Source organism: Janthinobacterium sp. GL_088, assembly GCF_057837845.1.
The window spans coordinates 4,093,050-4,107,074 of sequence record NZ_CM174453.1; the positions used below are offsets into that span (position 1 = coordinate 4,093,050).

Sequence of the window (14,025 nt, forward strand, 5' to 3'; positions counted from 1 at the left end):
ATGACTACGGATATCCAAGAACAAGCCGCCGCCCCCGATGAAAACAAGATCATCGCCGAGCGCCGCGTCAAGCTGGCAGCACTGCGCGAACAAGGCATCGCCTTCCCGAACGATTTCCGCCCCGAGCACAAGGCGGCCGATCTGCACGCGCAATACGGCAGCAAGACGCGCGAAGAGCTGGAAGCCGAACCTGTCACCGTGGTGCTGGCCGGCCGCATGATGCTCAAGCGCGAAGCGGGCAAGAAAGCCGCTTTCGCCACCCTGCAAGACGCCTCCGGCCCGAAAGCCGATGGCCGCATCCAGATCTACGCCACGCTTGATCTCACCGGCGAAGCGGCCATGGCCGCCCTGCACCACTATGACCTGGGCGATATCCTGGGCGTGACGGGCACGCTGTTCAAGACCAAGACGGACGAACTGACCATCAAGGTCACGCAACTGCGTTTGATCACCAAGTCGCTGCGCCCGCTGCCGGACAAATTCCACGGCCTGGCCGACCAGGAAACGAAGTACCGCCAGCGCTACGTCGACCTGATCATGAACGAAGAGACACGCCGCACCTTCAAGGCGCGTACCGCCGCCATCTCGTCGATCCGCCGCTTCATGGAAAAGAACGAGTTCATGGAAGTGGAAACGCCGATGCTGCACACGATCCCCGGCGGCGCGGCGGCAAAGCCATTCGTCACGCACCACAATGCGCTCGACATGGAAATGTATCTGCGTATCGCGCCCGAGCTGTACCTGAAGCGCCTGGTCGTGGGCGGCTTTGACCGCGTGTTCGAGATCAACCGCAACTTCCGCAACGAAGGCGTGTCGATCCGTCACAACCCGGAATTTACGATGATGGAATTCTACGCGGCCTACACCGACTACAAATGGCTGATGGATTTCACGGAAGCCGTCATCCGCCAGGCCGCCATCGACGCGCACGGCACCGCCACCCTGACCTACGGCGGCCGCGAGCTGGACCTGGCAAAACCGTTCCACCGCCTGACCATCGTCGAAGCGATCAACAAGTACGCTCCAGGCTACACCGCCGAGCAGTTGAACGATGCCGAATTCATCAAGGAAGAGCTGAAAAAATTCGGCGTCAAGCCGTTCGCCACGGCCGGCCTGGGCGCACTGCAACTGGCGCTGTTCGAAGAGACGGCTGAAGCGCAGCTGTGGGAACCGACCTACATCATCGACTATCCGGTCGAAGTGTCGCCATTGGCGCGCGCTTCCGACACGGTAGCCGGCATCACCGAACGTTTTGAATTGTTCATGGTGGGCCGCGAGATCGCCAACGGCTTCTCCGAGTTGAACGATGCGGAAGACCAGTCGGCCCGCTTCCTGGCGCAAGTCGCTGCCAAGGACGCCGGCGATGAAGAGGCGATGTTCTACGACGCCGACTACATCCGCGCGCTGGAATACGGCATGCCGCCAGCCGGCGGCTGCGGCATCGGCATCGACCGCCTGATGATGATCATCACGGATTCGCCGAACATCCGCGACGTCCTGCTGTTCCCTCATCTGCGCCGCGAAGACTAATCGCGGACGCAAGCCGATAAAAAGCCGCCTGATTTTGCGATCAGGCGGCTTTTTTTCTTATGCGGCCTGCCGTCAGCCGACCAGGGTCACGCGCTGGTGGCTGCGGCTGGCCTGCTGCGCCGCCAGCGCCGTGGCCAGCGCGCGCATTCCGTCGTCGCCCGTGGCGGCCGGCTGCCCTTCGCCGCGCATGGCGCGCTGGAAGGCGCGCACCGAGCGCACGTACAGGTTTTCATGCTCGACGGGGATGTCGATGCTGCCGCCCTCGCGCGTCAGGCTGATGGTGCCGACGGGGCGCTGCGTCATCACGCCGGTGGCGAAGATGGTGCCCTTCGTGCCGATGATTTCCACGCCGGACAGCGAATACGGCGCGTTGAACGCGTCGTGCACCTGCACCAGGGTGCCGTTGTCGAACTCGATGACGGCCATCAGCCCCTCTTCCAGCCCGGCCACCGTCATGCCGCCGCTGGTGGCGCAAGCGGTGACGTGGCGCGGTTCCGCGTCGAGCAGGAAGCGCAGGGTGTCGACGTCGTGCACGAACATGTCGAGCGTGACGCCACCCGACTCCGGCGCGTCCAGGCGCCAGCCGCGCAGATGCTGCGGCAGGTTATTCGCGTGCAGCACGCGGCCATACAGGGGCTGGCCAATCTCGCCGGCGCGTATCAGTTCGCGTACCTTGCCGTGGCTGGCCGCGTTGCGCAGGTGGTGGTTAATCCCCAGCACCACGCCCGCTTCGGCGCAGCCGTCCACCATGCGGCGGGCGTCGTCCAGGTTCAGCGCCAGCGGCTTTTCGCACAGCACGTGCTTGCCGGCGCGCGCCGCCTGCAAGGTCTGCGCCATATGCCATTCGTTGGTGGTGCTGATGTACACGGCATCCGCACCCGGATGCGCGAGCGCCGCATCGAGGTCCGTGTAGCTGGCGGCGATGCCGAACTGCTCGGCAAAGGCGGCGCCGCGCGCGGCGTCCCGGCTGACCACGGCCAGCACTTCCGCGTCGCCCTGCTGGCCGATTGCGTCGACCATCCATTCGCGCGCCACGGTGCTGGCGCCGACCAGTATCCATCCGATTTTTTTCATTCGATTCTCCCCTTAAAAAGTGTGGCGCAGGCCGAGGTTCCAGGCCTGGTTGCCGCTGCCGTTGTCGGTGGCGTTGCCCACCACATAGGCGGCGCCGTTGCGGTTGTCGATATGCGCGTAGGCCGCATACAAGGTGCTGCGTTTCGACAGTGCATAGGTGTAGCCGATGCCGACCTGGGAAGCGTCGCCGTTGGCGGCGCGCCGGTCGTCGCGCCGCACGTACGAGAACAGGACGCGGTGCGGCCCGACAGGCACGGTGGCGCCCAGCATCAGGTCCGCGCTGTCGACCGTCGTGGCGGCCCCCGCCGTGCTCTTGCTGACGGCGACGGCGCCATGCGCCTTGACCACGCCGAAGTCCCAGGTGGCGCCCAATACGGTGTTGCGCGCCCTGCCCGCCACCAGCGCAGTCGACAGCGTATTGGCGTCCTGGTGCGCCATGCGCACGTACAGCGGTCCGCTGGCATAGGTGGCCGCCGCGCCCGCGTAGCGTTTGGCCGAGGCGTCGCCCGGCACTTCGCCGAAGCCGTACGCCAGTTCGCCGGAGAGTCCCCCGCGCACGGGCGAGCTGTAGGTGACGCTGTTGTCGACCCGGCTGATGTAGCCGGCCGTGAAGACATTGCTCATCCTGCCCGCAAAACCCAGGTAAAACGGGTCCAGCACGCCCAGGCTGCTGTCGATGAAGGTGTACTGGCGGCCCAGGCGCAAGGTACCCGCAGGGCCGGACAGGCCGACGAAGGCCTGGCGTCCGAACAGCAGGCCGCCCTGGGCCGAAGCGCCCGTGTCGGCCAGGATGCCAGCATCCATTGTGAACATCGCCGTCATGCCGCCGCCCAGGTCTTCACTGCCCTTGAAACCGAGCCGCGAGCCGTTGGCGATGCCGCTCGTCACCTTGAGCACCCTGCCCCCGGCGCCGCCGCTCTCGGACACCACCCCCATGTCCATGATGCCGTACACGGCCACGTTCGACTGCGCGCTACACAGGCCGCCGCAAGCACCTGCGCCGATGATCATTGCCCTTGCTACCTTCTTCTTCATCTCTTTCCCTGTCTGTGGATACTGCACTTAGTTCACCAGATGGCGCGGACGCTCGCCGCGCAGGCCGGCCAGCAGGTTGTCCACCGCTTGCTGCGCCATGGCGTAGCGCGTTTCGTGCGTGGCCGAGCCGATGTGCGGCAGCGCCACCACATTGGCCATACCGGGCAGCGGATTGTCGGGCGCCAGCGGTTCGCGCTCGAACACGTCCAGGCCGGCGCCGTGGATAGTGCCCTGCTGCAGCGCCTCGATCAGCGCCGCCTCGTCGACGATGCGCCCGCGCGAACCGTTGATGAAGATGGCGCCGGGGCGCATCAGCGCGAACTCGCGCCGGCCCATCATGCGTTCCGTCTGCGCCGTCAGCGGCAGCACCACGCAGACGAAATCGGAGCCGGCCAGCAAATCGTCGAGCGCCACCTGGCGCGCGCCCAGGGCCGTTTCCACCTCGGGCACCGCTTCGCCGTTCACGTACAGCACCTGCATGCCGAAGCCCAGCGCGGCGCGGCGGGCGACGGCGCGGCCGATGCGGCCCATGCCCAGCATGCCGATGGTCTTGCCGTGCACGTTGACGCCGTACTGGCTTTCGCCGACGCTGCGCGTCCAGCGTCCGGCCTTGACGAATTCGGCCAGTTCGACGACGCGCCGCGCGCTGGCGAGGATCAGCGCGAAGATCGTGTCGGCCGTCGTTTCCGTCAGCACGTCTGGCGTATTGGCCAGCAGGATGCCCCGTTCGCGCAGGTAATCGACGTCGAACTGGTCGACGCCCACGGAAATGGTGGAAATGATGCACAGCTCAAAGGCCGGGTCCAGCAGTTCGCGGTCCAGGCGCACGCTGGCGCCCAGCAAGCCGTGCGCGCCGCGGATGGCGGCGGCGAATGCGGCGCGGTTGCCCGCATCGATCGCTTCGAAGTACGTCACCTCGCATTCGGCGCGCAGGCGCGCCAGCAGCGGCTCGGCCAGCTTTTTATAGACAACCACATGTTTTTTCACGAGTTTTCCCCTGTTCGGTTCAAGATGGGTCCAGCGCGTCGAGCTGGGCGCGGGTCGGCAAGCCTTCCATGTCGCCGGCCACCTGGATGGCGAAGGCGCCGACCCGGTTGCCGCGCCCTACTGCCTGTGCCAGCGGCAAGCCTTCCAGCAAGGCGCTGACCAGGCCGGCCGCGAAGCCGTCGCCGGCGCCCACCGTGTCGACCACGTTGGTCACGCGCTCGCCCGCCACCATGCCGCTGTCGCCCTCGGCCGTGCGGTAATAGGCGCCCTCGGCGCCCAGCTTGACGACCACCAGGCGCGCGCCCTGCTGCAGGTAAAAGCCGGCGACGTCGTGCGGCAGGTCGTGGCCGGTGAGGATTTTTCCCTCACCCAGGCCGGGCAGCACCCAGTCCGCCTTGGCGGCGAGGCGGTTAATCTGTTCGACCATGACGGCTTGCGACGGCCACAGCGAGGGCCGCAGGTTCGGGTCGAACGACACGCTGCGGCCGTTGGCACGCATGAAATCGAGCGCCTGGCCGGCAAACGCCAGGCTGGTCTCGGACAGCGCCGCGGCCACGCCCGTGGCGTGCAAATGGCGCGCGGAAAGGAAATAGGCGGGGTCGAAATGCTCGGGCGCCAGCCGGCTGGCGGCGGAACCCTTGCGGAAGTATTCGACCAGCGGATCGGCGCCGTTCTCGGCCTTTTCCTTGAGCAGGAAGCCGCTGGACTGGCCGGCCACGGCGACGACCCGGCTGCAATCGACACCTTCGGCCTGTACGCTGGCGCGGATGAAGCGGCCGAACGAGTCGTCGCCCACCCGGCTCAGCCAGCCGACTTTCAAGCCCAGGCGCGCCAGGCCGATGGCGACATTCGTCTCGGCGCCGGCCAGGCGGCGCGTGAAATGCGCCACGGCCGCCAGGTCGCCCGTTTGCTCGGCAACAAACATCGCCATCGCCTCGCCGTAGGTAACGACGTCGAGCGCGTGCGCTCCTTGCGCCATTTCGTGTTTGATCATGCAGCCTCCAGTATCTGAATGTAGCGGCCCGTTTCGGCCACCAGGTCGGCGCCCTCGAGCGGGAATTCGATGGCCCGCTGCACGCCGGGCGCAAAGTGCGCGAAGACGGCGCGCCAGGCGGGATCGGCCTCGGAAACGGCGCAGGCGGACAGCCGCCCGCCGTCATCCGCGACAGCCTTGCAATGCACATAGCGCACGTACGGCGCCAGCAGGCGCGCCGCCTGCTGCGCATCCTCGTCCACCCAGCGCCAGTTGCCGATGTCGAAGGTCAGCCCTACGGGCAGCCCGATGTCGCGCGCCGCCGCCAGGAAGCGTGCCATCGGCGCCAGCGCGCCGCCATGGGCCGTCTGGTCGTTTTCCACCAGCAGCACCACGGGTGCGGCCTCCAGCTGGGCCTTCAAGGCCGGCAAGTCCGGCGCGGCCGGGTAATGGCCCAGCGAGACCTTCAGGTAGCGCGCGCCCAGGCGCGCCGCCTCGTCCAGCATCTGCTGCAACAGTGCGTGTTGCAACCGCCCGTCCGCATCCCACAATTCGATGGGCGTGGAATATACGCAGTACAGGCCGCGCGCGGCCACCGCCACGCCCATAAGCGCCAGGTCCGGCAAGTCGGAGGTGAACAGTTCGCGGCGGATCTCGATGCCGGCGCCGCCCGCATCGGCCACCACGTCGATGAAATGGCTTTGCCCCAGTTGCCTTACCCTGCTTGCGCCGTAGGCCGACGCCGCCACCAGGACGGGGTTCACTTGATCGCTCCCGCGCCGACGAACTGGCGCGCTTCGGGCGTTTGCGGGTTGCTGAAAAAGGCTTCCGACGGCCCGCTCTCCCACACCAATCCCTGGTGCATGAAGACGGTGACGTCGGCCATGCGCCGCGCGAACTCCATCTCGTGCGTCACCAGGAGCATCGTCATGCCCGCCTGCGCCAGCTCTTCCATCACTTTCAGCACTTCCTGCGTCAGTTCCGGGTCGAGCGCCGACGTCACTTCGTCGAACAGCATCACTTGCGGCTCCATCGCCAGCGAACGGGCAATGGCCACGCGCTGCTGCTGGCCGCCCGACAGCTGCTCGGGATAGGCTTCGCGCTTGTGGTCCAGGCCCACCTGCTTGAGCACGCGCAGCGCCGTGGCGCGGCCCTGGGCGTCGGGCACCTTCTTGACGATGCGCGGCGCCAGCATGACGTTTTCTTCCACGGTCAGGTGGGGGAACAGGTTGTAGCTCTGGAAGACCATGCCGACGTCCTTGCGCAAGTCGAGCAGGTGTTCCTGGCGCGCCGTCAGCGTGTGGCCGGCCACGACGATGCTGCCGCTGTCGATGGTTTCCAGGCCGTTGATACAGCGCAGCATGGTGCTTTTTCCCGAGCCGCTGCGGCCGATCACGGCGATCACCTGCCCCCGCTCGACGGCGAACGACACGCCCTTAAGCACGTGATTGTCGCCGAAGCTCTTGCTGATATTGTCGATGTCAACGATGGGCATGGAATTTCCTTTCCAGTGAATGGCTGTAGCGCGACAGCGGATAGCACATCGCGAAGTAGATCAGGGCGACGATGGGGAAGACGATGAACGGCAGGAAGGTCGCATTGCTGACCAGTTGCCCTGCCCGCGTCAGTTCCACCACGCCGATGATCGAGGTGATCGAAGTGTTCTTGATGATCTGCACCATGAAGCCCACCGTCGGCGGCAGCGAATGGCGCAGCGCCTGCGGCAGGATGACGTAGCGCAGCTGCTGGTAGCGGTTCAGCGCCAGCGCGGCCGACGCTTCCCACTGCTGCCGCTGCACGCCTTCGATGCAGCCGCGCCAGATCTCGCCCAGGTAGGCGCTGGCAAAGATCGTCATCGCCGCGCCGGCCGCGATGACCGGCGACAGCTTGTAGCCGAACAGCGCCAGGCCGTAATAGGTCAAAAACAGCACGATCAGCACCGGTGTGCCCTGAACCAGCTGGATGTACAGGGCGCTGATGAAGCGCAGGAGCGGGCTACGCGCCGTGCGCAGCAGCGCCACCGCGAAGCCGGCGATGCCGCCCGTGATGAAGACGATCAGCGACAGGCCGATTGTCCAGCGCGTGGCCTCGAGCAGAAATTGCAGGTTATCCCAGGAAAAATCACTGATCATGTCATGCTCCCATGCGCGCCGCGCCCAGACGGCGGCGGCGTTTGAAGACGATCTGGCCCAGCACCCAGAAGCTGAAGCGGAACAGCAGGGCCAGCAGGATGTACAGCACCATCACGACGATGTAGATCTCGAAGCTGCGGAAGGTTTCCGAGTCGAGCAGGTGGGCGGCGGCAGTCAGCTCTTCGGCGGAAATGGCCGACACGACGCTCGAGGCCAGCATCATCAAGGTGAACTGGCTGGCCAGCGCCGGATACACTTTTTCCAGCGCCGGCAGCAGCACCACGTGGCGCATCACCTGCCAGCGCGTCATGCCCAGCGCCTGCGCCGCTTCCAGCTGCGAGGGATGCACGGCGCCGATGCCGGCGCGCACGATCTCGGCAGCATAAGCACCGAGGTTGACCGTCATGGCGACGAGCGCGGCGCCGTTCGCGTCGAGCTGCAAGCCCAGCGACGGCAAGCCGAAGTAGATGATGAACAGCTGCACCAGGAACGGCGTGCTGCGGATGATCTCGACATAGGCGCGCACCGCCGCGCGGGCATAGGCGGGACCATTCTTCAGGATGACGGCGGCGCACACGCCCACCGCCAGCCCCAGCACCATGGACAGGGCGCTCAGGCGTATCGTCAGCGCCGCGCCCCACAACAGGCGGTCCAGCGATTGCATGACGAGTTCGAAATGAAATTCATACGGCATACTCAACTCCTTTCTACGTGCGCATCCCCGGCCGCGCCACCGTGGCGGCGCGCCGTGCGGACGAGCACTATCGCTGTGCGGGTGGCGGCATCAGAAGGTCGGCAGCGCCGGCAGCGGCGCGCCGCTCCACTTGCGCGCGATGGCGTCGAGTTCACCGTTCAGCTTGACGTAGTAGATGAAGTTGTTGAGCCACTGGTGCAGCTCGAAGTCGCCGCGGCGCACGGCCATCGAGTTCGGTTGCAGCGAGTAGGAGAAGCGGACCTCGATCTTGCCCGCACCGCGCGTCTTGATGATGTCGAGCGCCATCGTGCTGGGAATCGAGACGGCATCGACCTGCTTGCTGAGCAAGGCCTGGGTGACGGTGGCGTCATCCTCGAAACGCACGATGGCCGTGCCGGCCGGCGCCATGCGGCTCAACGCCGTGTCATTCGTGGTGCCGCGCGTCACGCCCACTTTCTTGCCCTTCAAGTCGGCCAGGGCCTTGAATTTGCCGCCGACCGGTGCGACGATGGCCAGTTCAAAGGCGCTGTAGGGCATGGTGAACATCAGGGTCTTGGCCCGTTCCGGCGTGGGCGCCAGGGTCGCCACGAGGAAGTCGACCTTGCCCGATTCCAGCGACGGCACGCGCGACGGCGCCGTCAGCGGCACGATTTCCACGGGCAGGTTCAGGTATTTGCCGATCAGGTTGGCGACGTCGACGTCATAGCCGACGGGCGCGCCCTTGGCGTCGATGCTGCCAAACGGCGGCGTGCCGCTGACGACGCCGATGGTCAGCTTGCCCTTCTTGATCAAGTCGCCAAGCGTCTGGGCGCCGGCGTCGGCCGCCGCGCCGAGGGCGCACGTTGCTGCCAGCGCGCAGGCCACGATTTTTGCGTAAAACAGTGTCGTCATCTTCATGCTCAGTCTCCTGTGATCCCGGTAACGGCCTCGTCGAGGCACTTCCGGGAATATTGTCAAATGGACGATTTATTTCGTCTCTTGCCGTTTTCCACCTTTACTACGCTTGACTATCCACGCCCCTTTCCAGTGTGAATACAATCTATGAAACCGGTTCCATAACTTTTCCAAAAAAAAGGGCAAGGCCCTCTTCCCCGTCAGTCTCCGCCCCGGGTGGAATTGCGCACGATCAGCTTGCCCGGCAACAGCACTTCGCGCGGCGGGCATTGCTCGCCCTGCAGGCGCGACAGCATGCACGTCATCGCCGAAAAGCCGATTTCATAGGTCTGCTGCTCGATCGTGCTCAGGCCCGCCAGCGGCGACCATGGCAATTCGTCAAAGCCCAACAAGCCCACGTCCTGCGGCATGCGCAAGGCCAGGCGTTGCAGCATCAGCGCCAGTTCCAGCGCGACCATGCCGTTCGAGGCCAGCAGCGCCACGCGGCGGCCGCGCCACTGCGCCAGGCATTGCCGCACCTGCGCGTCGATGGAAGGCCGGTCGTCCAGGTCCACCGCCAGCACTTCGCCCACGCAACCGGGATGCTCGGCCATCACGGACTGGAAACCGTCGGCGCGCATCAGGCGCGAACTGACGCCCGTCAAGGGCGGCGCGATAAAGGCGATGGCGTCGAAACCCTGCTCGATCAGGTGCGCGGTGGCCAACCGGCCCGCCTGCACATTGTCCAGGCCCACCAGATCGAAATCGGCGCCCTCGATGCGGCGATCGACCAGCACGATAGGCATGCCCGCCTGCTGCAAGTCGGACGACTCGATATTGCGTCCCTGCGTGTTGACGATCAGCCCTTCCACGCTGTACGAGCGCAGCGCGGCAAGCGACTGGCGTTCGCGCTGTTCGTCATTCCCGGTATTACACAAGATCAAGGTATAGCCATGCTGCTGGCAAGCCGCCTCCACGCCTTGCAGCACGGCCACCGTGTAAGGATTGAGCATGTCTGCCACTACCATGCCGATCAGGCGCGTGCGTCCCCGCTTGAGGCCGCGCGCCATCTGGTTCGGCTGGTAGCCGAGGCGCGCGATGGTGCTGGTGATCTGCTGGCGGATATTCTCGGACAGGGCATCGAGCTCGCCGCCGAGAAAGCGCGACACGCTCGTCTTCGACACGCCCGCCTCGCGCGCCACCTGGGCAATGGTCACGGGCCGTGCCGGCGCGCCGGAGAGGGTTTTTTTGCTGCCGCGTACTGAATCCAAGCTTGTTCTCCACTACCTGTTGACCTGCATATTTTTATTTTGGAACCGGTTCCAAAGATAGCACCCACGAATCGATGATGCAAGCGATTTGATTGCCTGTGGCGGCGAAGGAACACGATGGGAGCATCAATGGAAAAGCGCCGCCCGCCCCCGGCAAACGCAGAGGGCGGGCGGTGCGGGCTGAAAAATTACTGGACGACGGTGTAGCAAGGCACGTATGCCGTGCCTGCCAGTTTCATGCGGTGCTGCGCCACGAACGAGGCGAGCAGCGCATCCATCGGGCCGGCGATGGATTTGTCGCCGTGGATCTCGAAGTTGCCGTGCTCTTCGATTGAGCGGATGCCGTCATCCTTGACGTTGCCCGCCACCACGCCGGAAAACGCGCGGCGCAGCTGGGCCGCCAGCAAGTGCGTGGGCTGGTTCTTGTGCAGGCTCAGGTTGCGCATGTTTTCATGCGTGGGGTGGAACGGCTTCTGGAATTCGTGGTCGATCTTCAAGAGCCAATTGAAGTAATACGCATCGCTGTGCGCCTTGCGGAATTCGCGCACCTGGCGTATGCCTTCGAGCATCTCGCGCGCCACCAGTTCCGGGTCGTCGATGATGATTTTATAACGCTGCTGTGCTTCCGGGCCCAGGGTGTCGTGGATGAACTGGTTAATCTGCACGAAATACTCGCGCGACGTTTCCGGCCCCGTGAAAATCAGCGGGAAGGGAATCTCCGCATTATCCGGGTGCAGCAGGATGCCGAGGATATACAAAATCTCTTCGGCCGTGCCCGCGCCGCCAGGGAACACGACGATGCCGTGGCCGGCGCGCACGAACGCTTCCAGGCGTTTTTCGATGTCCGGCATGATGACCAGGTCATTGACGATAGGGTTCGGCGACTCGGCGGCGATGATGCCCGGCTCGGTGATGCCCAGGTAACGGCCATTGTGCAGGCGCTGCTTGGCGTGACCGATGGTGGCGCCCTTCATGGGGCCCTTCATGGCGCCCGGGCCGCAACCGGTGCAGATGTCGAGGCCGCGCAAGCCCAACTGGTAGCCCACTTCCTTCGAATAATTGTATTCGGCGCGGTTGATCGAGTGGCCACCCCAGCACACGACCAGGTTCGGGTTGAGCTGGGTTTGCAGCACGTTGGCGTTGCGCAGGATGTGGAAGACGGCGTCCGTCACGCCTTCCGTGCTCTGCAAGTCGAATTTCGGGTTACCCGTCACTTCATCGCTGACGAAGATGATGTCGCGCAACACGGCAAACAGGTGCTCGTGGATGCCCTTGATCATCTTGCCGTCGACGAAGGCGATGGCTGGCGCACCCTTGATGTCGAGCTTGATGCCGCGCTCGCGCTGGATGATGGAGATTTCAAACGACTGGTAGCGCTCCAGCAGGGCGCGGCCATCGTCGATGGTGCTGCCGCAATTCAAGACCGCCAGCGCGCAGCGGCGGAAAGTGTTGTACAGGCCGCCCTGGCTGGTGTCGAGCAGTTTGTTGACTTCAGTCTTGGAGAGCACGTCCAGGCGGCCTTCCGGTGAAACCAGAGTATCGATAACGTCGTGTTCCATAATGCGAAAAATTCCTTTAAAAATCGATGCTCGAAGGTCATGCAACCTTAATATACGACAAGTCAGGCAAGTTGTGCTGTGCTGCCGCAAAATCGCCGGGGTCGCCCTTGCCTGCAAACCGGTTTGACTAATATGAAACAGTCATTCTTGCTAATGCGAATCGAAATCTTCGCTCAGCGCAATTTGTAGATTAGAATGCCAGCCTATTGGAATTCCCGTGCGTGAGGTTCTTCATGAGAGTCCCCGCCGCCCGCAGGCTTCCATAAGTTCGTTGTATCGATTGACTATAATAATTTTTCAGGAGGAACCGCATGAGCGGTGCGACTACGCCCAACAAGGAAGCCGTTATTCCCGAGTTCAAGCAGATTATGGGCCATCCAAGCCCATTGTGGATGTTGTTCATGACTGAATTCTGGGAACGCTTCGCGTTCTACGGAGTTCGCTGGGCGCTGGTACTGTACATTGTTGCCCAGTTCCATGGCGGCGACGGTTCGGGACAGGCAGCGGCCAACCTTACCTACGGTTCCTTCCTCGCGCTGGTGTACGCCGGCGCCCTGTTCGGCGGCTACATCGCCGACCGGGTCATCGGTTACCAGCGCTCCATCCTGCTGGGCGCCGTCTTCATGGCTGCCGGCCTGTTCTGCATCTCGGTACCGAACCAGGACATCTTCAACCTGGGCCTGGCCACCATGATCGTCGGTAACGGCATGTTCAAACCGAACATCTCGACCATGGTCGGCAAGCTGTACACGACAGCCGACCCGCGCCGCGACAGTGGCTTCACGATCTTCTACATGGGTATCAACATGGGCGCCATGGTTGCCCCTGTCTTCACCCAGTGGTTGGCCGAGTCGATCTTCGGCACCAGCGCCATGCCATCGTACAAGATGGTCTTCATGGCTTCCGGTTTCGGCATGCTGATCAGTCTGGTATGGTTCGCCATTGGCCGCCGCGCCCTGAAGGGCATCGGCGCACCGGAAGCCGGTTCCGGCAACCCGATGCGCGTCCTCTGGGTGGCCGTCGGTTCCCTGTGCGTGATCCCGCTCGTCTACTTCCTGCTGACCGTCGGCGCTGAAAAGCTGCAAATCGTCCTGACCGCACTGTTCATCGGCCTGGCCGTGATGCTGATGATCGAAGGCATACGCAACGGTAAAGTTGCGCGTGACCGTGTCATCGCCATGCTGCTGATCTTTGTCTTCAACATCCTGTTCTGGATGTTCTTCGAACAGGCAGGCAGCTCGTTCACCTTCCTGGCTGACAAGATCGTCAACCGCGACCTGGGCTTCTGGATCTTCCCGACCGCCTACTTCCAGACCGTCAACTCGGTCGCCATCATCGTCTTCGCGCCGATCATCGCCGCCATCTGGGTCTTCCTGGCGCGCCACAACGTCAATCCTTCGATCCCGCGCAAATTCGGCCTGGGCTTGCTGGGCAATGCGGTCGCCTTCGGCCTGCTGATCTTCGCTCTGTCGAGCCTGGTTGGCGCCGATAACAAGATCCCGTTCTGGACCTTGACCACCGTGTACGTGCTGCAATCGATCGGCGAGCTGTGCCTGTCGCCTATCGGCCTGTCGATGGTCACCAAGCTGGCGCCAGTGCGCCTGGTCGGCCTGGGCATGGGCGGCTGGTTCCTGTCGACCGGTATCGGCAACAACCTGTCGGGCATCTTCGCCAGCCACGTCAGCGGCGAAAGCGGCATGTCGGTGCAATCGGCCCTGTCCGGCTACACCTTCGGCTTCTGGTCCCTGCTGGGCGCCGGCGTGATCCTGTTCCTGATCGCACCGCTGATCAACAAACTGATGCATGGCGTGAAGTAAGCGTCTTGCGCTAGATCAAAACGGCGGCCTGCGGGCCGCCGTTTTTCATGGCCGCGCCGGTTTTCCCCTTGCCGGACGGT

At 64.1% G+C, this 14,025-nt stretch carries 13 protein-coding genes; 2 read left to right on the plus strand and 11 right to left on the minus strand.

Annotation, left to right across the window (positions count from 1 at the left end; translation table 11 throughout):
* Positions 1–1,530, plus strand: a complete 1,530-nt coding sequence (gene lysS / locus AC3IQ7_RS18440) for a lysine--tRNA ligase (RefSeq protein WP_099377475.1) — start codon at positions 1–3, stop codon at positions 1,528–1,530.
* A gap of 72 nt (positions 1,531–1,602) precedes the next feature.
* On the opposite strand, the gene AC3IQ7_RS18445 is transcribed toward lysS, so the two are convergent.
* From AC3IQ7_RS18445 to ppnN, 11 genes are all read right to left on the minus strand, one after another.
* Positions 1,603–2,604, minus strand: a complete 1,002-nt coding sequence (locus AC3IQ7_RS18445) for a Gfo/Idh/MocA family protein (RefSeq protein WP_489206945.1) — start codon at positions 2,602–2,604, stop codon at positions 1,603–1,605.
* Between the two features lie 12 nt (positions 2,605–2,616).
* Positions 2,617–3,639, minus strand: coding sequence for a porin (locus tag AC3IQ7_RS18450; RefSeq protein ID WP_489206946.1), 1,023 nt, complete (start codon positions 3,637–3,639; stop codon positions 2,617–2,619).
* Positions 3,640–3,666: 27 nt separating this feature from the next.
* Positions 3,667–4,626 (minus strand): 2-hydroxyacid dehydrogenase, encoded by a 960-nt coding sequence (locus tag AC3IQ7_RS18455; protein ID WP_489206947.1) that lies wholly within the window; start codon positions 4,624–4,626, stop codon positions 3,667–3,669.
* A 19-nt stretch (positions 4,627–4,645) separates the two neighbouring features.
* Positions 4,646–5,620, minus strand: a complete 975-nt coding sequence (locus AC3IQ7_RS18460; RefSeq protein ID WP_489206948.1) for a sugar kinase — start codon at positions 5,618–5,620, stop codon at positions 4,646–4,648.
* On the minus strand, positions 5,617–6,363 hold the full coding sequence (locus AC3IQ7_RS18465; RefSeq protein ID WP_489206949.1) for a sugar phosphate isomerase/epimerase family protein: 747 nt from the start codon (positions 6,361–6,363) through the stop codon (positions 5,617–5,619). Before AC3IQ7_RS18465 ends, AC3IQ7_RS18460 begins: the two co-directional genes overlap by 4 nt.
* On the minus strand, positions 6,360–7,094 hold the full coding sequence (locus AC3IQ7_RS18470) for an amino acid ABC transporter ATP-binding protein (protein ID WP_489206950.1): 735 nt from the start codon (positions 7,092–7,094) through the stop codon (positions 6,360–6,362). Before AC3IQ7_RS18470 ends, AC3IQ7_RS18465 begins: the two co-directional genes overlap by 4 nt.
* Positions 7,081–7,731 (minus strand): amino acid ABC transporter permease, encoded by a 651-nt coding sequence (locus AC3IQ7_RS18475; protein WP_219312732.1) that lies wholly within the window; start codon positions 7,729–7,731, stop codon positions 7,081–7,083. Before AC3IQ7_RS18475 ends, AC3IQ7_RS18470 begins: the two co-directional genes overlap by 14 nt.
* A gap of 1 nt (position 7,732) precedes the next feature.
* Complete coding sequence (locus AC3IQ7_RS18480; protein WP_489206951.1) at positions 7,733–8,425, minus strand: amino acid ABC transporter permease; 693 nt, start codon at positions 8,423–8,425, stop codon at positions 7,733–7,735.
* A gap of 90 nt (positions 8,426–8,515) precedes the next feature.
* Positions 8,516–9,322, minus strand: a complete 807-nt coding sequence (locus AC3IQ7_RS18485; RefSeq protein ID WP_099377483.1) for a transporter substrate-binding domain-containing protein — start codon at positions 9,320–9,322, stop codon at positions 8,516–8,518.
* Positions 9,323–9,519: 197 nt separating this feature from the next.
* Positions 9,520–10,569 carry a LacI family DNA-binding transcriptional regulator gene (locus tag AC3IQ7_RS18490; RefSeq protein ID WP_322427908.1) on the minus strand — a complete coding sequence of 350 codons (1,050 nt, stop codon included), beginning with the start codon at positions 10,567–10,569 and terminating at the stop codon, positions 9,520–9,522.
* A 188-nt stretch (positions 10,570–10,757) separates the two neighbouring features.
* Entirely contained in the window at positions 10,758–12,128 is a 1,371-nt protein-coding gene (gene ppnN / locus AC3IQ7_RS18495; RefSeq protein WP_035819612.1) for a nucleotide 5'-monophosphate nucleosidase PpnN, read from the minus strand.
* A gap of 368 nt (positions 12,129–12,496) precedes the next feature.
* On the opposite strand from ppnN, the gene AC3IQ7_RS18500 reads away from it, so the two are divergent.
* Positions 12,497–13,945 carry a peptide MFS transporter gene (locus AC3IQ7_RS18500; protein WP_442778304.1) on the plus strand — a complete coding sequence of 483 codons (1,449 nt, stop codon included), beginning with the start codon at positions 12,497–12,499 and terminating at the stop codon, positions 13,943–13,945.
* Positions 13,946–14,025 lie beyond the last annotated feature (80 nt).

What these genes read in the sequence shown, in the direction of transcription:
- lysS (WP_099377475.1), top strand. Translation starts at nt 1, where the DNA reads ATGACTACGGATATCCAAGAACAAGCCGCCGCCCCCGATGAAAACAAG.
- AC3IQ7_RS18470 (WP_489206950.1), bottom strand. Translation starts at nt 7,094, where the DNA reads ATGCCCATCGTTGACATCGACAATATCAGCAAGAGCTTCGGCGACAAT.
- AC3IQ7_RS18460 (WP_489206948.1), bottom strand. Translation starts at nt 5,620, where the DNA reads ATGATCAAACACGAAATGGCGCAAGGAGCGCACGCGCTCGACGTCGTT.
- AC3IQ7_RS18480 (WP_489206951.1), bottom strand. Translation starts at nt 8,425, where the DNA reads ATGCCGTATGAATTTCATTTCGAACTCGTCATGCAATCGCTGGACCGC.
- AC3IQ7_RS18475 (WP_219312732.1), bottom strand. Translation starts at nt 7,731, where the DNA reads ATGATCAGTGATTTTTCCTGGGATAACCTGCAATTTCTGCTCGAGGCC.
- AC3IQ7_RS18485 (WP_099377483.1), bottom strand. Translation starts at nt 9,322, where the DNA reads ATGAAGATGACGACACTGTTTTACGCAAAAATCGTGGCCTGCGCGCTG.
- ppnN (WP_035819612.1), bottom strand. Translation starts at nt 12,128, where the DNA reads ATGGAACACGACGTTATCGATACTCTGGTTTCACCGGAAGGCCGCCTG.
- AC3IQ7_RS18445 (WP_489206945.1), bottom strand. Translation starts at nt 2,604, where the DNA reads ATGAAAAAAATCGGATGGATACTGGTCGGCGCCAGCACCGTGGCGCGC.
- AC3IQ7_RS18450 (WP_489206946.1), bottom strand. Translation starts at nt 3,639, where the DNA reads ATGAAGAAGAAGGTAGCAAGGGCAATGATCATCGGCGCAGGTGCTTGC.
- AC3IQ7_RS18500 (WP_442778304.1), top strand. Translation starts at nt 12,497, where the DNA reads ATGGGCCATCCAAGCCCATTGTGGATGTTGTTCATGACTGAATTCTGG.